The sequence below is a fragment of the Planomonospora sp. ID91781 genome (assembly GCF_015711595.1).
GTDB classification, from domain to species: domain Bacteria; phylum Actinomycetota; class Actinomycetes; order Streptosporangiales; family Streptosporangiaceae; genus Planomonospora; species Planomonospora parontospora.
Genome location: NZ_JABTEY010000001.1, coordinates 417,055 through 436,970 on the forward strand (window position 1 = coordinate 417,055; position 19,916 = coordinate 436,970).

A 19,916-nucleotide genomic window follows, 5' to 3' on the forward strand; every position below is an offset into this window, starting at 1 on the left:
CGATGGCGTACCGCCCGTGATGCCGGTCATGCTCTCCCCCTACCGCAGCTTCGGATCGAGGGCGTCGCGCACCGCGTCGCCCAGCATGATGAAGGCCAGCACCGTGACGCTCAGCAGCGCCGCCGGGAACAGCAGCGGCCCGGCGGCCTCGTGGAAGCGCGCCCGGGCGTCGGCGATCATCAGTCCCCAGGTGATGTCCGGCGACTGGACGCCGAGCCCGAGGAACGACAGGCCCGCCTCGGCGGCGATGAACACGCCGAGGTTGATGGTCGAGACCACGATCAGCGGGGCGATCGCGTTCGGCAGGATGTGCCGGAACATGAGCCGCCCCGCGGACGCGCCGAGCCCCCGGGCCGCGACCACGTAGTCCTGCCCCCTGGCCGTGATCACCGACGCCCGCATGATGCGGAACGTCATCGGCCACGCCAGTACGGCCAGCGCCAGCGTGACCGTCCACACCGTGCCGGTCCGGAAGATCGACAGGATCAGCAGCGCGCCGAGGACCGACGGGATGGCGAAGAACACCTCGGTCACCCGGGACAGCACCGCGTCGAGCCACCCGCCCCGGAACCCGGCCACCAGGCCGAGCAGGCCGCCGGCGAGCGCGGTGAGCACGGTGGTGCCCAGTCCCACCAGCACCGAGTTGCGGGCGCCGTACACGGTCCGGGCGTAGGTGTCGCAGCCCTGGTTGTCGGTGCCGAACCAGTGCGCGGCGCTCGGCCCCTGCCGGGCGTCGCCGAGCACGCAGCCCGCCGCGTCGTACGGGTCCACGGAGGTGAACAGCGAGGGCACCGCCGCCATCACCAGGACCACCGCGATCAGGACGACCGAGACGGTGAAGAGCGGGCGGCGGCGCAGGTCGTGCCAGGCGTCGCGCCAGAGGCCGGCGGGCCTGGCCGTCCGGGCGCCCCGGCCGGAAGCCTTGGCGTGCCGGGCGCGCCGGGTCTTCGGGGACGCGCCCTTCGGGGGTGCGGCGCTACTCATAGCGGATCCTCGGGTCGAGCACGGCGTAGAGCAGGTCGACGACCAGGTTGGCCAGCACGTAGACCAGGACCAGGAGCGTCACGATGCCCACGACGACGGGCTGCTGGCGCTCGTAGATCGAGCGGAACAGCTCCTGTCCCAGACCAGGCAGGTTGAAGATGGTCTCGGTGATCACCGCGCTCCCCATCAGGGTGCCGAGATCGGCACCGAGATAGGTGACCACGGGGATGAGCGCGTTGCGCAGCGCGTGCCGCCCGACGATCCGGCGCCGGGGCAGCCCCTTGGCCACCGCCGTGCGGACGTAGTCGGCGCGCAGGGCCTCCGCCAGCGTGGTCCGGGTGAGCCGGGTCAGGTACGCGATCGACGTCCCGGCCAGCACGAAGCCGGGCAGCAGGTAGCTGCGCCACCCGTCGAAGGCGCCCGAGATGGGGAAGAAGTCGATCCCGGTGCTCCGCTTGAGCTCGACGCCGAGCAGGAGCTGCAGCACGAAGCCGGTGACCAGCGTCGGGACGGAGATCAGCAGCAGGGTGGCGGCCAGCACCAGCGTGTCCTGGGCCCGGCCCCGGCGCAGCGCCGCGTAGAAGCCGAGGCCGACGCCGACGACGGTCTCCATGACCAGCGCGGTGAGCGCGAGGTTCAGCGAGACCTGGAACTTGCCGGCGATGATCTCCGAGACGCCGCCCCCCGCGAACGTCTCGCCGAAGTCCCCCTGCAGGAGTCCCGAGAGGTAGTGCCAGTACTGGACGAGGAAGGGATCGTCCAGGTGGTACCGCTCGGTGAGCTCGGCGACGATGTGGGGCGGCATCCGCTTGTCGCCGGCCATCGACGCGATCGGGTCGCCCGGCAGCGCGAAGACGACGGAGAAGATGAGGAACGTGGCGCCCAGCAGTACGGGGATCACCTGGAGCAGGCGCCGGATGACGTAGCGGCCCATCGGATCCGGCTAGGAGCGTGCCGGGATCGACCGGCGGGGGAGGCGCTTCACGGGTGGCCTTTCGTCAATGGGAACGGGCGGGGCCGCCCGGCGCCTCCTCGTGGGAGGACACCGGGCCGCCGCGTCGCCCGGGGCCCGTCAGGGCCCGGTGGCCCGGGTCGGGGCCGGGTTGAGTCCGTCAGGTCGGGACCGGACGGAGTCCGTCAGGACCCGGTGGCCCGGGTCGGGGCCGGGTGGAGCCCGCCGGGGCCGGGTGGGCTCCGTCGGGGTCCGGCAGGGCCGCCGGGCCGGGTGCGGTCCGCTTCCGCGGGTCCTAGGCCGCTCTCTCGACCGTGGTCCACTCGACCTGGTTGATCAGGTTGATCTTGACTCCCCGGACGTGCTCGGAGAACGCGGCGTTCAACCGGTAGAAGAAGATCGGGATCATCGGCAGGTCGCGCAGGAGCAGGTCGTCGGCCTTCTGGTAGTACTTCAGGCTCTCCTCCTGGCTGGTGGCGGTGTCGCCCTTGGCCACGAGCTCGTCGAACTGGGTGTTGGAGTAGCCGGAGAAGTTCGAACCGGTCTTGATGGAGCCGGTGGCGAACATCGGGGTCAGGTAGTTCTCCGCGGACGGGTAGTCGATGCTCCAGCCCATCCGGTACATGCCGCCGTACTTCTTGGTGTCCAGCTCGTCGAGGATCTGCTGGAGCTTCTCGAACGGCCGGACCGTGACCTCGATGCCCAGGTTGGAGCGGAGGTTGTTGGCGACCGCCTCGATCCACTCCTTGTGCCCGCCGTCCATGTTGGAGGCCAGCTCCAGCTGCTTCGGCCCGCCGGCCTCGTCGTACAGCCGCTTGGCCTGGGCCGGGTCGTAGGCGCAGGCCGTGCAGGCGCCGGGGCGGTAGCCGTCCAGCAGCGGGTTGATGAAGTCGTCGGCCGGGGCGCGCGTGCCGGAGAAGACCGTCTGGGTGATGGTCTTGCGGTCGATGGCCATCGAGATGGCCTGGCGGATCTGCGGGTTCTCGTACGCCTTGTTGGCCATGAGCGGGAAGCCCACGTAGCCCACGCCGGCGTCGGCCTGGTCGATGTAGCGGTCGCCGAGCTCCTTGGCGGTCGAGATCGCCGACGGCGGGAGTTGCTCGAGGATGTCGAGCGTGCCGCCCTGCAGGTCGTTCCAGGCCGTCTCGGCGCTGGTGTAGATCATGAACCGCAGCTTCTTGAACTTCGGCTTGACCTCGGGGAAGTACTCGTAGCGCGTCAGCTCGATCGTCTGGTCGGTGCCCTTGTTGTAGGGCTTGTCCATCTTGAAGTAGCCCTGGCCGATCGGCTGCCTGGCGTACGCCTCGGTGATCTTCCCGTCGTCGCCGAAGGCGGCCTTGGGCAGCGGGTAGAACACGGTGTAGCCGAGCATCGTCCTGAACTGGGAGAACGGCTGGCTGAGGGTGACCCGGAAGGTCTCGTTGTCGATGACCCGCAGACCCTTCATCTCCGTGGTCACGGGGGTCTTGCCCTCACCCGGGTTCAGGTCGTCGTAGCCCAGGATGCGGGCGAAGAAGTAGTTGCCGCCCTGCGCGTTCTCCTGGTTGGCCGCGTAGTTCCACGCGTCCACGTAGTTCTGCGCGATCAGCTTCTCGCCGTTGTGCCAGGTGAACCCCGGCTCGATCTTGATCGTCCAGACCTTGTTGTCGGTCGACGAGATCGAGTCCGCGACGAAGTCGATGACCTGCTTGTTCTCGTCGTACTTCACGAGCGGGGCGAAGATCGCCCCCATGACCTCGGCGCCCTCGGCCTCGGTGCTGTCGGCGGGGTAGAACAGCTTCTGCGGCTCGCCGATCTTCATGCGCACGGGCTGGTCGGCCCCGGCGACCCCGTCCGCGGAGGTCCCGCTGCCACATGCGGCGAGCCCCAGCGCGAGCAGCACGGTACCGGCGATGATCTTCGCGCCCTTGGTGACACGCATTTGTGGTAAATCCTCCCTTTACAGGTGGGCGTCGATACTGAGCTCCGATGCCCGGGGCAGCCAGGCGGAGGATGCGCGCACCTCGGCCCCCGCTGACCCGGCCAACGCACTGACGCCACACCAGTCGGACGCGACTATTCCGCACCGCTCCACACCGGGTCGTCTCCGTGGTGTTGCAGTTCGGTCACGCGCGCGTCGCCAGGCGTCACACAGCGACCGCTCCGCGTGACGTAGACTCCCACATGCATACAAAAGAGACATTAATGCATATGTGGCACAGGAATGGCCCCGCCAAGATACCTTCGCGACCGGGGTGCTCACGCTGGGGTCCGCGCCCGGCGGCACCTGGGCTACCGTTGGCCTGGAGGCAGGGGCCTCACCCCCGGAAGAATCCCCCCAATCCGCAGGGAACCTCCCGGCCTGAGCCCCCGTCCAATGTGCGGCGGGCCCACCGCCGCAGGCATGTCACCTACCACCATCCAATAGAGTCCTTGCCATGAGCCAGCCGGAATCCGCCATCGCGGACGCCCAGGCGGGCGGCCCTAGTGACGGCACCCCCGCCAAGGGGCAGGAGCCGCTGGCCGAGCTCGCCGCGCGCCACGGTCTTCGGCGTGCCATCGCACGCCCGAGCCTGCCCGCCTACCTGCGACAGCTGTGGGAGCGGCGGCACTTCGTCATGACGTACGCGACCTCGCGCAACGTCTCGAAGTACAGCAACTCCGCCCTGGGCCAGCTCTGGCAGGTCCTCACCCCGCTGCTGAACGCCGCGATCTACTGGCTGATGTTCGGCCTGATCCTCGGCGCGAAGGGCGACATCGAGAACTACACGGCGTTCCTGATCACCGGGATGTTCGTCTTCACCTACACCCAGCGCGCGGTGAGCGGCGGCGCCAAGTCGATCTCCGGCAACCTCTCGCTGATCCGCGCCCTGCACTTCCCCCGCGCGGCGCTCCCGTTCGCCTACACGATCCAGGAGTTCCAGCAGCTGCTGATCTCCATGGGCGTGCTGGTCGTGCTGGTGCCCCTCACCGGTGAGGCCCCCACGTGGCTCTGGCTGCTCGTCCCGGTCGCCCTGCTGCTGCAGACGATGTTCAACGTCGGCGCCAGCCTGGTCCTGGCCCGGGTGGGCGCCACGGCCCGCGACCTGAACCAGCTCCTGCCCTTCATCATGCGCACCTGGCTCTACACCTCCGGGGTGTTCTTCGCCATCGAGCAGCGCGTGCTCAGCGCCGGGCTGCCGCAGTGGATCGCCGACGCCATGTACCTCAATCCCGCCGCCGCCTACATCGAACTCATGCGCGACCTGCTCATGCGCTCCTACCAGGGGCCGTCGCACATCTGGATCGTCTGCGTATTCTGGGCACTGTTCGCCCTGATCGGTGGCTTCTGGTACTTCTGGCGAGCCGAGGAGAAGTACGGCCGTGGCTGAGTCGACCGAGGAGCTGTCCCGAGTGAAGGCCGAGGAACCCGGCGCCCCCAGCACGGACGTCCGGGTGCATCCCGACCCCGAGCCCCCGCAGCCGGCCCGCACCCCCACGGTCGTCGTCGACGACCTGCACATCATCTACCGGGTGTACGGCGCCGCCACCGACGCGGAGAAGGGCAACGCGGCCAACGCCCTGATGCGCCTCCTCAAGCGCCAGGGCCGCCCCCAGACGAAGGAGGTGCACGCCGTCCGCGGCGTCTCCTTCGTCGCCTACCACGGCGACGCCATCGGCATCGTCGGCCGCAACGGCTCCGGCAAGTCCACCCTGCTGCGCGCCATCGCCGGCCTGCTCCCCCCGCACTCCGGCGCGGTCTACACCGACGGCCAGCCCTCCCTGCTCGGCGTCAACGCCGCCCTGATGCGCGAGCTCACCGGCGAGCGCAACATCGTGCTCGGCTGCTACGCGATGGGGCTCAACCCCCAGCAGGTCAAGGAGAAGTACGACGACATCGTCGACTTCTCCGGCATCGGGGAGTTCGTACAGTTCCCCATGTCGACCTACTCCTCCGGCATGGGCGCCCGGCTCCGCTTCGCCATCGCCTCCGCCAAGGCCCACGACGTGCTGCTCATCGACGAGGCCCTGGCCACCGGCGACCGCGACTTCAAGCGCAAGAGCCAGGAGCGCATCAAGAAGATGCGCGAGGAGGCCGGCACGGTCTTCCTGGTCGCACACAACCTCGACGTGATCGAGGAGACCTGCAACCGGGTCATCTGGCTGCACAAGGGCAAGATCAAGATGGACGGAGACCCGAAGACGGTGCTCGCCGCCTACAACAAGGGCTGACGACCGGGCAGGATGAGGAGCGTCCGAAACGACGCTCCCACCGGAGGTGAACGGTGTCCTCACGGCCACCCATCCCGTACGACTTCCTGCCGCCCGTCCCCGCCCTGACCGTCGAAAGCGACGACGTCCGCGACGGCGAGCCCCTTCCGGAGGCCCACGTCTTCGACGGCTGGGGCATGTCCGGCGGCAACGTCTCACCGCACCTGCGCTGGTCGGGCGCCCCGGAGGGCACCCGGAGCTACGCGGTCACCTGCTTCGACCCCGACGCCCCCACCGGCAGCGGGTTCTGGCACTGGCTCCTGTACGACATCCCCGCCGACGTCACCGAGCTGCCCCGGGGCGCGGGCAACGCCGACACCCGCTTCGGCCTGCACGGCCGCAACGACTACAGCACCAAGGAGTACGGCGGCGCCGCCCCGCCGCCCGGCCACCCGCACCGCTACCTGTTCGCCGTCCACGCCCTGGGCGTGGAGAAGCTCGGCGTGGACGCCGACGCCCCGCCGGCCGTGATCGGTTTCAACATCACCGCCGCCACCCTGGCCCGCGGCCACCTCGCGCCCGTCTACGAGGTGGGCTGAGCGTCCACGAGGTGGGCCGAGCGCGACCGCCGACCCCGGCGGCGCCGGTACGACGAGGCCGCAGACGGACCCGTCCGGCGCCGCCGCACGGCGAGTCGTGAGGCGATCGACTGACACCGGGACCGATGTTCGGTTATGATTCGAACGCCGGTTCGAGCAACGGATTCTACCTAGGAAGCCGTCGTGACTCCTCCATTCCCCCAAGGGAGCGGCTTCCCGCTTCCCTCCACCGAGGTGGGCGACGGCCGAGCCCTGACCGCTTCGGAGAGCAGAGCCGTGACAGGTGAGCGGTTCTCCTGCCGGGCGAAAAATCGAGAAGCCGCTGGAAGATGATGGAGTGGGGGCACGCGATGCGAGAGCTGTCGACCGCGATCGACCACCTGGCCGCAGAAGATCCGTCCGAGATCCCCCATCTCCAGCTCACCCAGCAGCTCATCGAGCTGCACTGGCAGATGGCCAGGCTCCAGGCCCAGATCGCCCGCCGCACGTCCGTCCGGACCCCCGGCGACTGAGCGGTTCCCGCCCCGGCCCCGCACGCGAGGAGACCGGCCGGTGCGCACCGGCCGGTCTCCTCGCGCGTGTGCCCGGACCTCCGTACGGAGCACCCGGAAAAGCGGCTACCGGGTGAGGTCCTCCGTGACGCCCCGGACCACGCCGGTCACCGAGTCGAGCGTTCCGGCGGCCGCCTCGCCGCTCTGCGCGCTGCGGTTGCCCAGCAGCGGCGAGAGCTCGTCGATGGAGGCCGAGCGGGTGACCGGCTCGACCGCGCCCACGAGCGGGCCGGCCTCGGCCGGGGCCAGGCCGCCGACGAGCGGGGCGACGGTGCCCGCCCGCTCGGCTCCCTGCGGGACCGCCTGGTTCAGGCCGTCCACCAGGCCCTCGACCCGGGGCCGCTGGTGGGTGAGGCCCTCGGCGCCCTCCACGGTCCCCTGGACGTTCTCCACCGAGCGCGCCCCGGAATGGGTCAGCCCGTTCGTGGCGCCGACGAGGTGCCCGGCGCTGTCGGTGGTCCCGGCCAGCGGTCCCGCCTCACCGGTGATGCCCCGCAGCGGGGCGCCCCCCTGGGTCAGCTGCTCGGCGGGGACGCCCAGCAGCCGCTCGACGGCGGCCGAGGCCTTCCCGAACACTCCGTCGGTGACCGGCGGGGCGCCCTGCCCACCCGTCAGGCCCTCCAGTCCCTGCCCGCCCGCCAGGCCGTCCAGTCCCTGACCCCCCGCCAGGCCGTCCAGCCGACCGCCGGTGAGCCCGCCGGCGAGCCCCCGGATCGCCATGGAGACGGTCTCGGTCGCGTCCTGACCGCCGAGGGAGGGGATCGACTGCGCCTGGGCGGGCGTGCAGATCGCCGCCGCCAGCCCCAGTGCCGCAACGGCCACGGCCGTCTTGATGACTCGCTTCATGATTGCCTTCCCAGCTCGTGATCAGCCCGTTTTCCCTGACATTTCAGAGAACGCGGGCCCCAAGACTCCGTTTTCGCCGGTGGCGCGGTTTGAGAGGATTACAGGGGGTGCACCGACCGGAAGCTGTCCTGCGAATTTCTATCACCGCCGCGTCGGGTGTTCCGGCCTGTTTACGATGACCAGAGCACCTGTTGAAGCAAGGACCGGGAGGGCTCCCCACCTGCACGTGAGGGTCCGGGAGCCCGTCCCGCGAGGCCACGAAAACGGAAATGTCCCCATGAATGAGAACGCCTTGGTTCCCGTACGCCGGAAAAATCCCGGAAGCCGGGAAGCGTCTTCCCGATCGCCGGGCGAACCGCGGGGAAAGAGACGGGAAAAGGGCTCCGGCGAACCGCGGGCCCGGGCTTTCCCGTCACCGGGGAACGGCTTGACCGGACGCGATCAGGCGGACAGCCGCGTCCCGGCCTCGGCCGGTTCGAAGGGGAAGCGGTCGGCGAAGGCCGGCCGGAGGTCGGTGAGCCACACCGCCTCGGGGTCGTACTCGGCGAAGAACGGCCTGCCCACCAGCCCGGGGTCGCGCGCCTGGATGAGGTGGAGCACGAAGACCTTCCGCCCGGCGACCTCCGCGACGCCGTCGACGCAGACCTTGCCGGGCGTGGCCGACATCGACGGCCCCCGCACGGTACGGCACAGCCCCGAGACCTCCGCGTACGCGTCCCGGAAGATCTCGTGGGCCCGCGCGAGCGGCACCGCGAAGTAGTCCTGCGGCCCGGTGTCCCGCTCGACGAACATGTAGTACGGCACCATGCCCATCACGTGCTGCCGACGCCACATCGACGACCAGACGGCAGGGTCGTCGTTGACGGTGCGGATCAGCGGCGCCTGGGTGCGGATCACCGCCCCCGTGCCGAGGATCCCCGCCACCGCCGCCTCCACCAGCGGGGAGTCCATCTCCCGGGGATGGGAGAAGTGGGCCATGAAGGCGAGGTTCTTGCCCGCGTCCACCACGGAGGCGAGCAGCTTGAGCGTGTCGTCGGCGTCCGGGTCCGAGACGAACCGCTGCGGCCAGTAGGCCAGGGACTTGGTGCCGATCCGGACGGACTCCAGCTGCTCGACCTCCAGCAGCGGCTCCACGTAGCGGCGGAGCACCGCCTCTCCCATGATCATGGGGTCGCCGCCGGTCAGCAGCACGCTGGTCACCTCGGGGTGGGCCCGCAGATAGGCCACCAGCGCGGTCACGTCGTCGGAGGCGAACTTCAGGTCGGGCTCCCCGATGAACTGCGCCCACCGGAAGCAGTAGGTGCAGTAGGCGTGGCAGGTCTGGCCCTGCTTGGGGAAGAACAGCACCGTCTCCGGATACTTGTGCTGCATCCCGGGGACCGGCTCGGCCCCGACACGCGGGACGTTGAGGTCGAGCTGCCCGGCCGGATGCGGGTTGAGCCGCGCCCGCACCTCGTTCGCGGCCGCCTGGAGCCGCGCGTTCGGGGCGCCGTCGCGCAGCAGGCCCGCCAGCCGGGCGACGTCCGCGGCGGGCAGCATGTCGGGCTGGGGGAAGACCAGCCGGTAGATCGGGTCCTCGGGCACGGCCGACCAGTCGATCAGCTCCTCCACCACGTAGGCGTTGGTGCGGAAGGGCAGCACGGTCGCCACCGCCCGGATCCGGAGCCGCTCATCCTCGTCGAGGCCGGCCCGCCGCAGCAGGTCGTCGAGGTGTTTCGCCGTGTAGGCGCGGAACCCCCGGGTGGACGTCTCTTTCAAGATCACTAAGTGTTTCCTCTCGTTTTTTAATCTTCCTCACGTAAACCTCTTCGGACACTCGCGCGTCGAGAACGCTTACACACCGGACGCCTCCACACCCGGAATCGGTTCCATCCGATACCGAACTCACAGGCACATCCATCGCGATATATCTTGATCTCGTCTAGACTCGGGCCATGACCGCTCCCGCTTCCGCGGCCCGGTCATCCGGGTCACCGGCCGGGTGACCTCCGGCAAGGTCGTCGGCTCCCGGGAGAGAACCGACTGGAACATCCCGAGCGCTCCCTGATCGCCCCCGCCTGTGTGACACCCGGCGGCGACGCCTACGATGCGGGGATCCCGCCCCGCACGAGGTGACCGCCGCCCGGCATCACGGCGCCTACGACGCGGGGCCCATCCCGTACGAGGTGACCGCTTGCCTGACACCGCCGACGTCTCCGGCGCTCCCGTCGCGCTGGACGCGATGGGCGGCGACCACGCCCCCGGCGAGATCGTCGCCGGAGCCGTGCAGGCCGTCCGGGAACACGGGGTCCCCGTCGTCCTCGTCGGCGCACCCCGCCCGATCCACGAGGCGCTGGCCCGGCACGGCGCGACCGCCGAGATCCCGATCGTCCGCGCCGAGGAGGCACTGGCGATGGACGAGGGGGCCCTCGCCAGCCTGCGCCGCCCCCGCTCCAGCATCGCCGTCGCCTGCCACCTCGTACGGCGCGGCGACGCGTGCGCCGTCGTCTCGGCGGGCTCCACCGCCGGGGTGGTGGCCACCGGCAAGCTCCGGCTCAAGGGACAGCCCGGTGTGCTCCGCCCCGCGATCGCGGTGGCCCTGCCCACCCGCCCGCGCCCCTCCATCCTCCTGGACGCCGGAGCGAACGCCGAGGTCAAGCCCGAGATGCTGGTCCAGTTCGCGCACCTCGGCGCCGCCTACGCCGAGACCGCGCTCGGCATCACCGGGCCCCGCATCGGCCTGCTGACCATCGGCAGCGAACCCGGCAAGGGCAACAAGCTCGTCAAACGGGCGCACGAACTGCTCTCGGCCGCCCCCGGCCTGGACTTCACCGGCAACGTCGAGGGGCACGACCTGCTCACCGGGGCCGTGGACGTCATCGTCGCCGACGGCTTCACCGGCAACGTGGCGCTCAAGACCATGGAGGGCAGCGTGCGCTACGCCTTCGCCGAGCTGCGCGAGACGATCCAGGAGAGCCGCACCGCCCGGCTGGGCGGGCTGCTGCAGCGCAGGCGCATCATGGAGCTCCGCCGCCGGCTGGACCCCGAGGCGTACGGCGGCGCCGTACTGCTCGGGCTGAACGGCACCGTGGTCATCGCGCACGGGGCCTCGCAGGCGCCGGGCGTGAGCGCCGCCTGCGAGCTGGCCGCCGCGCTGGCCCACCGCGGCGTGGTGGCCCGCATCGGCGAACGCATCGGCCACGCACACCGGCCGCACCGCCTCTGGTGACCGCGCGGGCCGCACCGGACGACTCCCCTCCGGCTCCGGAACCGCGGGAAGACGGGCGGCCATGACGGTCCATGATCAAGTATGCGCGTAATGTCCCGGAGTCACGGCGGCACTACCGATATCCTTGGCACATGACCGACCCGCAGCTCGTCCTCACCGAGCGCGTCCAGCAGGCGCTGGCCGCCGCCTTCGGTGCCGAGTACTCCGACGCAGACCCGCTGATCCGCCCCTCGCAGTTCGCCGACTACCAGGCGAACGTCGCGATGAGCCTGAGCAAGCGCCTGCGACGTGCCCCGCGGGAGGTCGCCCAGGAGATCGCCGATCGGCTCACCGCGGAGAGCGCGTTCCCCGGCACCGTCGAGGTCAGCGGCCCCGGCTTCCTCAACATCACGCTCGACGACTCCTGGATCGCCGGCCAGGCCGCCGAGATCCTCGCCGACCCGCGCACCGGCGTCGCCGCGGCGTCCGCGCCGCAGACCGTCGTGATCGACTACTCCGCGCCCAACGCGGCCAAGGAGATGCACGTCGGCCACCTGCGCACGACCATCGTCGGCGACGCCCTGGTCCGCGTGCACGAGCACCTCGGCAACAAGGTCGTCCGGCAGAACCACCTGGGCGACTGGGGCACCCCGTTCGGCATGCTCATCGAGCACCTCCTGGACATCGGCGAGGAGGCCGCCGTCGCCCAGCTCGAAGCCGGCGAGGGCAACGAGTACTACCAGGCCGCCCGCGTGAAGTTCGACTCCGATCCGGAGTTCAACAAGCGCGCCCGCGCCCGGGTGGTGACCCTCCAGGCCGAGGAGCCGGAGACCATGCGCCTGTGGCACCTGTTCATGGACGCCACGGTCCGCTACTTCAACAAGGTCTACCACCGGCTCGGCGTCACCCTGACCGACGAGGACATCGCCGGAGAGAGCATGTACAACGCCATGCTCTCCCAGGTCTGCGACGAGCTGCAGGACCGCGGCATCGCCGTGGTCAGCGACGGCGCGCTCTGCGTCTTCCCGCCGGGCTACACCGGCCGGGAGGGTCAGCCGCTGCCGTTCATGATCCGCAAGAGCGACGGCGGGTACGGCTACGCCACCACCGACATGGCCACGATCCGCTACCGCGTCCAGGACCTCAAGGCCGACCGCATCCTCTACGTGATCGGCGCGACGCAGGCCCTGCACATGTCGATGCTGTTCGACTCGGCCCGGATCGCGGGCTGGCTGCCCGACCACGTCCGCGCCGAGCACGTCCAGATCGGCAGCGTGCTCGGCAGCGACGGCAAGATGTTCAAGACCCGGAGCGGAAAGTCGATCAAGCTGCTGGAGCTGCTCGACGAGGCCGACGTCCGCGCCGCCGCCGTCATCGCGGACCGCGAATACGACGACGCCGCCCGCGCCGAGATCGCCCACGCGGTCGGCATGGGCGCGGTCAAGTACGCCGACCTGTCGGTCAGCCACGACAGCGAGTACGTCTTCGACTTCGACCGCATGCTCGCCCTCACCGGTAACACCGGCCCCTACCTGCAGTACGCCACGGCCCGCATCCGCTCCATCTTCCGCAGGGGCGGCGTCGCCCCGGCGGAGGCCACCGGTCCGATCGTCCTCGGCCACCCGGCCGAGCGCGCCCTGGCCCTGCGACTGCTGGGGTTCGGCGCGGCCGTCGAGGAGATGGCGGAGGGCTCCGCCCCGCACAAGGTCGCCACCTTCCTCTTCGAGACCGCCAGCGCGTTCACCGCGTTCTACGAGAACTGCCCGGTCCTGAAGGAGGGCGTCGACGAGGCCACCCGCGCCTCGCGCCTCGCGCTGTGCGCCCTCACCCTCCGCGTGCTGGAGACCGGTCTGGACCTCCTCGGTGTGCCGGTGCCCGAGCGCATGTGACCCCGTCCGCCGGACGATCACCCGGATTCGTCAAATCCAGGTGATCGTCCGGCAAAGACCGGTACGGCGCGCCTCCCAACGGTGATCTCCGCAGCGGACTACGCTGGCGCGGTCAACGGTCACGACTTCGAAAGAGTTCCCCGCCCTTGAGCACGGACCTGACCGCGACCCCCCACGCCGGGGCGGAGTTGCACCGCTATGCCGACGCACTCCTGGCGAGTCTCTCCACCGACGCACTCCCGGCACCACCGCCGCGGGAGCTGACGGACGCGCCCGGCCACTGGCTGCCCCCGGCCGTCGAAGCCCTGGCGGCCCTCTCCCGGGGCGAAGACGCGCTGGGCCCCCTCGGCCGCGCCGCCCAGTGCGACGAGCGCAGGACCGCGCTCTTCCTCTGCCTCGCCCTCGCCGCCGCCGGCCAGGGAGACCGCATCCACGCCTCCTGGTTCGGCACCGCCTTCGGCGACCTCTCCATGGACCGGCCCGTCACCTCGGGCCAGCGGGCCCTCTGGCTCACCGCCGCCCGCGGCGCGTACGGCCCGGCGGGAAAGATCTTCGTGCTGCGAAAGCTCGACGCGTTCTCCCTCTCCGCCGACTCCGATCCCGCCCGCTGGCTCCGCGCCCTGGCCCCCGACGAACCCTCGATCGTGGTCCCCCCGTCGCTGGCCGACTTCCCGGAGATCGCACAGCTTCCCGAACTGGCCCGGCCCGTGCACGCCTCCATCCAGCTGGCCCGGCTCCGCAGCCGCTGCGTCGAGATCACCTCGGTCCGCGAGGAGCGGGGTGAAGGCACCGGTGGTACGCCCCACCGACCCGGAGCGGCGGGCGCCGAGGACGAACCGGCGGCGGTGCTGCGCCGACTGATCGTCTCCGACGAGACCGGCGGCCGGGCGCTGTCCCTGACCGACTATCTCCTGGCGGACCTGCGCCCCGGATCCGACCCCCGGCTCGCGGCCATCGCCCTGCACGTGGCCGCACCGGCCGTGCGGAGCGCCGCCGAAGAACTCGTCCAGGCCACCCAGGCCGCCCCTCCCTCCGCGGTCACCGTCTCCCTGCTCGGGCACGACGTGGCCCTCCGTCCGGAGGGCCCCGACCCCGCCTCGCTCGCCGCCGCCGAAGAACACCTGGTGGCCGAGAGCGTCCCGGCCCGAGGACTCCCCTGGCCCGCCTACGCCCTGTTCGCCCTCGGCGCGGTGCTCGTGGCCGCGGCCTTCCTCGTCCCGGCGCCTCTCCCGGCCGCGGCGCTCGCGCTCCTGCTGTCGGCGGGAGGCGCCTACCTGCTCTGGCAGCGGCGTGCACGCGAGCAGGAGGACGCCGACTACGTCGCGGCCCAACTCGCCGAGTTACGCGAACTCGCCGACGGAGCCGTGTGGGCCCTGCACGAGTATGCCCGCGAGGCGGAGAAGCGCGCGCAGACCGCCTCCTCGGATCTGACCGAGTTGACCCGCCTGCTGCGGCGCGGTCCCCGGGCAGGCTGACCCGGGACCCGTCCGGGCAGGAGACCGCGGTGACGTGAGACCGCGGCGGGGGCGGAACGGGGGGTCCGCCGTCCCGAGGGGACGGCGACGGTCTCACGTCGGCGATCAGCCGCTGGTGATCTCCATGTCGGCCGGGGCCAGCAGGAAGACCTTCTCCGCGATCCGCTCGATGCGGCCCTCGCAGCCGTAGGCCAGTCCCGCCGCGAAGTCGACCATCCGCGTCGCCTCCGCAGCGGTCATCTCGTTGACATCCATGATCACGGCCTGCCGCTCACGGAAGTGCCGTCCGATGATGGGGGCATCGTTGTACTTGCGCGGCGTCAGCATCACGATCCTCGAAGGCTCGCTCACCGCACGCCAGCGCTTGGCCGCACGCTCGGAAGCCGGCCGCCAGTTCTCGTCCTCGGCCTCGATCTCTTCCTCGTACTCGTAGTCGTAGGAGTCGTCATAATGCTCTGCCCCGCCCAGGCCAAGGTATGTCGCCACCTTGCGCACTGCCCCCATTGGCACGTCCTTTCCGCAGGACTCCGCCTCGTCCGGCGTGTGTCCCTACACCTTTGACGCTAGCCGACGCCCAGAAGTTCGCCACGCGACACGCCCAGCGTGTAATTCCAATTCGTACGGTCAACGTCAAGGCCTGCCTGCCCCCCAGGCCTGCCTTCAATCCCCCGTCGATGACCCCCCTAGTATCTCGTCATGCGCATCTACACTGTCGACTCTTTTAGCGACCGGATTTTCCGTGGCAACCCGGCAGGCGTCTGCCTGCTCGACGACCCGGCGCCCGATGCGTGGATGCAGTCCGTCGCCGCCGAGATGAGGCACTCCGAGACGGCCTTCGTGCTGGCCGGGGCGAACGGCGGCCCCTACTCCCTGCGCTGGTTCACCCCGGCGGCCGAGGTCGCCCTCTGCGGGCATGCCACGCTCGCCGCCGCGCACGTGCTCTACTCCACCGGAGCCGCCTCGGAGACCCTCGAGTTCTCCACGAAGAGCGGCATCCTCTCCGTGACCCGCGACGAGGACGGTCTGCTCACGATGGACTTCCCTGCGAAGGCCATCGTGGAGGCCGCTCCTCCGGAGGGCCTCGTCGAGGCGCTCGGCGTCACGCCGGTCCGGATCGGCAGGAACGAGTGGGACTACCTCGTCGAGGTCGAGGGCGAGGCGGCCGTTCGCTCCGCCTCGCCGGACTTCGCCGCCCTCGCGTCCGTGGACGCCCGTGGCGTCATCATCACCGCCGAATCCGCGGAGGAGGGCGCGGACTACGTGTCCCGCTTCTTCGCCCCCAGGGTCGGCGTCCCCGAGGATCCGGTCACCGGATCGGCGCACTGTGCCCTCGCCCCCTACTGGTCGGCCAGAATCGGCAGGGAGGCTCTCGTCGGCCGGCAGCTCTCCGAACGGGGCGGCGAGATCCGTACGGTCGTGCGCGGCGATCGGGTCGAGCTGACAGGACGAGCGGTGACCGTGCTCTCCGGCGAACTCCACGCCTGAGGACACCCGGGACCGGAAGAAGGGGGCCGCCCTCGAAGGACGGCCCACCCCGTCCCGGGACCACCCCCGGCTCCCGGGACCACACCCCGGAAACACCCCCGCGAAAACAAGAAAGGGCCGCCCCGAAGGGCGGCCCTCACTCAACAAATGTCCGGCGGCGACCTACTCTCCCACACCCTCCCGAGTGCAGTACCATCGGCGCTGAAGAGCTTAACTTCCGGGTTCGGAATGTAACCGGGTGTTTCCCCTTCGCCATAACCGCCGTAACCCCATGAAACACACAAGCAGATGCCTGTTGTCTCAGAATTGCCTAGTGGACGCGAGCAAGAACCCCGGTTTCGCGCTGCTCCGGACCCGGCGAGGATACAGAGCGCTGCAGAAACCAAGCATAAACTTTGAGGTCAAGTCCTCGGCCTATTAGTACCGGTCAGCTCCACACATTACTGCGCTTCCACCTCCGGCCTATCAACCCGGTCGTCTACCGGGAGCCTTACCCCTCACGGGTGGGAGACCTCATCTCAAGGCGAGCTTCCCGCTTAGATGCTTTCAGCGGTTATCCCTTCCGAACGTAGCCAACCAGCCGTGCTCCTGGCGGAACAACTGGCACACCAGAGGTTCGTCCGTCCCGGTCCTCTCGTACTAGGGACAGCCCCTTTCAAGTCTCCTGCGCGCGCAGCGGATAGGGACCGAACTGTCTCGCGACGTTCTAAACCCAGCTCGCGTACCGCTTTAATGGGCGAACAGCCCAACCCTTGGGACCTACTCCAGCCCCAGGATGCGACGAGCCGACATCGAGGTGCCAAACCATCCCGTCGATATGGACTCTTGGGGAAGATCAGCCTGTTATCCCCGGGGTACCTTTTAGCCGTTGAGCGACGGCGCTTCCACATGCCACCGCCGGATCACTAGTCCCAGCTTTCGCTCCTGCTCGACCCGTCGGTCTCACAGTCAAGCTCCCTTGTGCACTTACACTCGACACCTGATTGCCAACCAGGCTGAGGGAACCTTTGGGCGCCTCCGTTACCCTTTAGGAGGCAACCGCCCCAGTTAAACTACCCACCAGACACTGTCCCTGATCCGGATCACGGACCGAAGTTAGACGTTCAAAACGACCAGAGTGGTATTTCACCAATGACTCCACCCGAACTAGCGTCCGAGCCTCATAGTCTCCCACCTATCCTACACAAGACGCTCCAAACGCCAATGTCAAGCTGTAGTGAAGGTCCCGGGGTCTTTCCGTCCTGCTGCGCGTAACGAGCATCTTTACTCGTAGTGCAATTTCGCCGGGTCTGCGGTTGAGACAGCGGGGAAGTCGTTACGCCATTCGTGCAGGTCGGAACTTACCCGACAAGGAATTTCGCTACCTTAGGATGGTTATAGTTACCACCGCCGTTTACTGGCGCTTAAGTTCTCAGCGTCGCAGGCTTGCGCCCGCTAACCGGTCCCCTTAACGTTCCAGCACCGGGCAGGCGTCAGTCCGTATACATCGTCTTACGACTTCGCACGGACCTGTGTTTTTAGTAAACAGTCGCTTCCCCCTGGCCACTGCGGCCCCCACCAGCTCGGGGAGCAAGTCCCGTCACCAGCGAAGGCCCCCCTTCTCCCGAAGTTACGGGGGCAATTTGCCGAGTTCCTTAACCACAGTTCACCCGATCGCCTTGGTATTCTCTACCTGACCACCTGAGTCGGTTTCGGGTACGGGCCGCACTGATGCTCGCTAGAGGCTTTTCTCGGCAGCATAGGATCACCCACTTCGCCACAATCGGCTCGGCATCACATCTCAGGATACATGAGAGGCGGATTTGCCTACCTCTCTCCCTACCTGCTTACCCCAGGACTACCATCGCCTGGGATGGGCTACCTTCCTGCGTCACCCCATCGCTTACCTACTACCAGATCAGGCCAGGCGTTCACTCTGACACCATCCCCGAAGGGACGATCGAGTTAAGGACCCTTAGTATCACTGGATTCGATATGGGCGCATCACCACGGGTACGGGAATATCAACCCGTTGTCCATCGACTACGCCTGTCGGCCTCGCCTTAGGTCCCGACTTACCCTGGGCGGATTAGCCTGGCCCAGGAACCCTTGGTCATCCGGCGCAGAAGTTTCTCACTTCTGATTCGCTACTCATGCCTGCATTCTCACTCGCACGGCCTCCACAACTCGATCACTCGGCTGCTTCGCCGGCCGCACGACGCTCCCCTACCCATCCACACACCCAGACAGCTCACGCTGCCAGGCTCAATGTGTGAATGCCACGACTTCGGCGGTGCACTTGAGCCCCGCTACATTGTCGGCGCGGAATCACTTGACCAGTGAGCTATTACGCACTCTTTCAAGGGTGGCTGCTTCTAAGCCAACCTCCTGGTTGTCACTGCGACTCCACATCCTTTCCCACTTAGCACACGCTTAGGGGCCTTAGTCGGTGGTCTGGGCTGTTTCCCTCTCGACTACGGAGCTTATCCCCCGCAGTCTCACTGCCACGCTCTCACTTACCGGCATTCGGAGTTTGGCTGACGTCAGTAACCTTGTCGGGCCCATCGGCCATCCAGTGCTCTACCTCCGGCAAGAAACACGCGACGCTGCACCTAAATGCATTTCGGGGAGAACCAGCTATCACGGAGTTTGATTGGCCTTTCACCCCTAAACACAGGTCATCCCCCAGGTTTTCAACCCTGGTGGGTTCGGTCCTCCACGCAGTCTTACCCACGCTTCAACCTGCCCATGCCTAGATCACTCCGCGTCGGGTCGACCGCATGAGACTCCATCGACCTATTCCGACTCGGTTTGCCTACGGCTCCCCCACACGGGTTAACCTCGCCACACACCATAACTCGCAGGCTCATTCTTCAAAAGGCACGCAGTCACATCACGCACAGCAAGCTGTGCACGCTCCTACGGCTTGTAGGCACACGGTTTCAGGTACTATTTCACGACCCCTCACCGGGGTGCTTTTCACCTTTCCCTCACGGTACTAGTGCACTATCGGTCATCAGGGAGTATTTAGGCTTACCAGGTGGTCCTGGCAGATTCACACAGGATTTCTCGGGCCCCGTGCTACTTGGGATCCCCTCCAGCAGTCCAACAGGTTTCGCCTACCCGGCTCTCACGGTCTACGGCGTCCCTTCCCAGAGACTTCGACTACCCACTGGATTTCTCACTGCTTACGGTCTCGGCAGAAACCGTCAGAAGGTCCCACGACCCCGCACACGCAACGCCTGCCGGCTATCACACGCATACGGTTTAGCCTCATCCGCTTTCGCTCACCACTACTCACGGAATCACATGTTGTTTTCTCTTCCTACGGGTACTGAGATGTTTCACTTCCCCGCGTTACCACCAACCGCCCTATACATTCAGGCGGAGGCAACACCCCATGACGGGTGCTAGGTTTCCCCATTCGGACATCCCCGGATCAACGTCTGGTTGGCGACTCCCCGAGGCTTAACGCAGCCTCCCACGTCCTTCATCGGCTCCTGATGCCAAGGCATCCACCGTGTGCCCTAAAAAACTTGGCCACAAAGATGCTCGCGTCCACTATGCAAATCTCAAACAACAAACAGCCACCGACCCCACCCGCCACCAGACCCCGCCCTCACAGGCAAGCGGTATGACAGAAGATCGGCCCCGTCCGAGGATCATCACGAACCCCCGCCCCGACGACTCGGGGCGAGCCGGAACGCGACCTGCCCGCCACCCGGCGGGAGCCGCGCTCCGCAAGGTCCGTTTCCTCAGGACCCAACAGTGTGCCCGGAACCGCATGACCCCCCAGACC

General features: G+C 68.4%; 14 protein-coding genes and 2 rRNA genes. 8 read left to right on the plus strand and 8 right to left on the minus strand.

All coding sequences use genetic code 11. The features are described 5' to 3' along the window. Nucleotides 1-39: 39 nt before the first annotated feature. The 3 genes from HS048_RS01890 to HS048_RS01900 all read right to left on the minus strand — a co-directional run bounded on the left by HS048_RS01890 (nucleotide 40) and on the right by HS048_RS01900 (nucleotide 3,857). Nucleotides 40-984 (minus strand): ABC transporter permease, encoded by a 945-nt coding sequence (locus HS048_RS01890; RefSeq protein ID WP_196465964.1) that lies wholly within the window; start codon nucleotides 982-984, stop codon nucleotides 40-42. Next, nucleotides 977-1,918: an ABC transporter permease gene (locus HS048_RS01895; protein ID WP_196465965.1), complete on the minus strand. Its 942-nt coding sequence runs from the start codon at nucleotides 1,916-1,918 to the stop codon at nucleotides 977-979. Before HS048_RS01895 ends, HS048_RS01890 begins: the two co-directional genes overlap by 8 nt. 313 nt (nucleotides 1,919-2,231) lie before the next feature. After that, nucleotides 2,232-3,857 carry an ABC transporter substrate-binding protein gene (locus HS048_RS01900; RefSeq protein WP_191895578.1) on the minus strand — a complete coding sequence of 542 codons (1,626 nt, stop codon included), beginning with the start codon at nucleotides 3,855-3,857 and terminating at the stop codon, nucleotides 2,232-2,234. A 496-nt stretch (nucleotides 3,858-4,353) separates the two neighbouring features. Between HS048_RS01900 and HS048_RS01905 the strand changes: the two genes are divergently transcribed. From HS048_RS01905 to HS048_RS01920, 4 genes are all read left to right on the plus strand, one after another. Beyond that, nucleotides 4,354-5,286 carry an ABC transporter permease gene (locus HS048_RS01905; RefSeq protein WP_068902011.1) on the plus strand — a complete coding sequence of 311 codons (933 nt, stop codon included), beginning with the start codon at nucleotides 4,354-4,356 and terminating at the stop codon, nucleotides 5,284-5,286. After that, on the plus strand, nucleotides 5,279-6,127 hold the full coding sequence (locus tag HS048_RS01910; RefSeq protein WP_231647567.1) for an ABC transporter ATP-binding protein: 849 nt from the start codon (nucleotides 5,279-5,281) through the stop codon (nucleotides 6,125-6,127). Before HS048_RS01905 ends, HS048_RS01910 begins: the two co-directional genes overlap by 8 nt. A gap of 53 nt (nucleotides 6,128-6,180) precedes the next feature. After that, nucleotides 6,181-6,705 carry a YbhB/YbcL family Raf kinase inhibitor-like protein gene (locus tag HS048_RS01915; protein ID WP_196465966.1) on the plus strand — a complete coding sequence of 175 codons (525 nt, stop codon included), beginning with the start codon at nucleotides 6,181-6,183 and terminating at the stop codon, nucleotides 6,703-6,705. A 350-nt stretch (nucleotides 6,706-7,055) separates the two neighbouring features. After that, nucleotides 7,056-7,217 carry a hypothetical protein gene (locus HS048_RS01920; protein WP_229798724.1) on the plus strand — a complete coding sequence of 54 codons (162 nt, stop codon included), beginning with the start codon at nucleotides 7,056-7,058 and terminating at the stop codon, nucleotides 7,215-7,217. A gap of 105 nt (nucleotides 7,218-7,322) precedes the next feature. Here HS048_RS01920 and HS048_RS01925 read toward each other — a convergent pair whose 3' ends face one another. Together HS048_RS01925 and HS048_RS01930 are read right to left on the minus strand one after the other, a co-directional pair. Then, entirely contained in the window at nucleotides 7,323-8,102 is a 780-nt protein-coding gene (locus tag HS048_RS01925) for a hypothetical protein (protein ID WP_068902007.1), read from the minus strand. Nucleotides 8,103-8,543: 441 nt separating this feature from the next. Then, nucleotides 8,544-9,866 (minus strand): KamA family radical SAM protein, encoded by a 1,323-nt coding sequence (locus HS048_RS01930; RefSeq protein ID WP_068902005.1) that lies wholly within the window; start codon nucleotides 9,864-9,866, stop codon nucleotides 8,544-8,546. Nucleotides 9,867-10,323: 457 nt separating this feature from the next. Here HS048_RS01930 and plsX point away from each other — a divergent pair, with 457 nt between their 5' ends. The 3 genes from plsX (at nucleotide 10,324) to HS048_RS01945 (ending at nucleotide 14,653) form a co-directional block, all read left to right on the plus strand. Beyond that, nucleotides 10,324-11,310 (plus strand): phosphate acyltransferase PlsX, encoded by a 987-nt coding sequence (gene plsX / locus HS048_RS01935; protein WP_230880953.1) that lies wholly within the window; start codon nucleotides 10,324-10,326, stop codon nucleotides 11,308-11,310. A 131-nt stretch (nucleotides 11,311-11,441) separates the two neighbouring features. Next, on the plus strand, nucleotides 11,442-13,178 hold the full coding sequence (argS, locus tag HS048_RS01940) for an arginine--tRNA ligase (protein ID WP_196465968.1): 1,737 nt from the start codon (nucleotides 11,442-11,444) through the stop codon (nucleotides 13,176-13,178). Between the two features lie 146 nt (nucleotides 13,179-13,324). After that, a complete protein-coding gene (locus tag HS048_RS01945; RefSeq protein WP_230880691.1) occupies nucleotides 13,325-14,653 on the plus strand; it encodes a hypothetical protein in 1,329 nt (442 codons plus the stop codon). A gap of 105 nt (nucleotides 14,654-14,758) precedes the next feature. Here the strand turns inward: HS048_RS01945 and HS048_RS01950 are convergent, their stop codons facing one another. Further along, nucleotides 14,759-15,139: a cell division protein SepF gene (locus HS048_RS01950; protein ID WP_231647566.1), complete on the minus strand. Its 381-nt coding sequence runs from the start codon at nucleotides 15,137-15,139 to the stop codon at nucleotides 14,759-14,761. A 210-nt stretch (nucleotides 15,140-15,349) separates the two neighbouring features. Here HS048_RS01950 and HS048_RS01955 point away from each other — a divergent pair, with 210 nt between their 5' ends. Further along, nucleotides 15,350-16,138 (plus strand): PhzF family phenazine biosynthesis protein, encoded by a 789-nt coding sequence (locus HS048_RS01955; protein WP_196465969.1) that lies wholly within the window; start codon nucleotides 15,350-15,352, stop codon nucleotides 16,136-16,138. A 149-nt stretch (nucleotides 16,139-16,287) separates the two neighbouring features. Here HS048_RS01955 and rrf read toward each other — a convergent pair. After that, a 5S ribosomal RNA gene (gene rrf / locus HS048_RS01960) occupies nucleotides 16,288-16,404 on the minus strand. A 131-nt stretch (nucleotides 16,405-16,535) separates the two neighbouring features. Beyond that, nucleotides 16,536-19,659 (minus strand): 23S ribosomal RNA (locus tag HS048_RS01965). Nucleotides 19,660-19,916: the final 257 nt, after the last annotated feature.

What these genes read in the sequence shown, in the direction of transcription:
- HS048_RS01890 (WP_196465964.1), bottom strand. Translation starts at nt 984, where the DNA reads ATGAGTAGCGCCGCACCCCCGAAGGGCGCGTCCCCGAAGACCCGGCGC.
- HS048_RS01895 (WP_196465965.1), bottom strand. Translation starts at nt 1,918, where the DNA reads ATGGGCCGCTACGTCATCCGGCGCCTGCTCCAGGTGATCCCCGTACTG.
- HS048_RS01900 (WP_191895578.1), bottom strand. Translation starts at nt 3,857, where the DNA reads ATGCGTGTCACCAAGGGCGCGAAGATCATCGCCGGTACCGTGCTGCTC.
- HS048_RS01905 (WP_068902011.1), top strand. Translation starts at nt 4,354, where the DNA reads ATGAGCCAGCCGGAATCCGCCATCGCGGACGCCCAGGCGGGCGGCCCT.
- HS048_RS01920 (WP_229798724.1), top strand. Translation starts at nt 7,056, where the DNA reads ATGCGAGAGCTGTCGACCGCGATCGACCACCTGGCCGCAGAAGATCCG.
- HS048_RS01925 (WP_068902007.1), bottom strand. Translation starts at nt 8,102, where the DNA reads ATGAAGCGAGTCATCAAGACGGCCGTGGCCGTTGCGGCACTGGGGCTG.
- plsX (WP_230880953.1), top strand. Translation starts at nt 10,324, where the DNA reads ATGGGCGGCGACCACGCCCCCGGCGAGATCGTCGCCGGAGCCGTGCAG.
- argS (WP_196465968.1), top strand. Translation starts at nt 11,442, where the DNA reads ATGACCGACCCGCAGCTCGTCCTCACCGAGCGCGTCCAGCAGGCGCTG.
- HS048_RS01955 (WP_196465969.1), top strand. Translation starts at nt 15,350, where the DNA reads ATGCGCATCTACACTGTCGACTCTTTTAGCGACCGGATTTTCCGTGGC.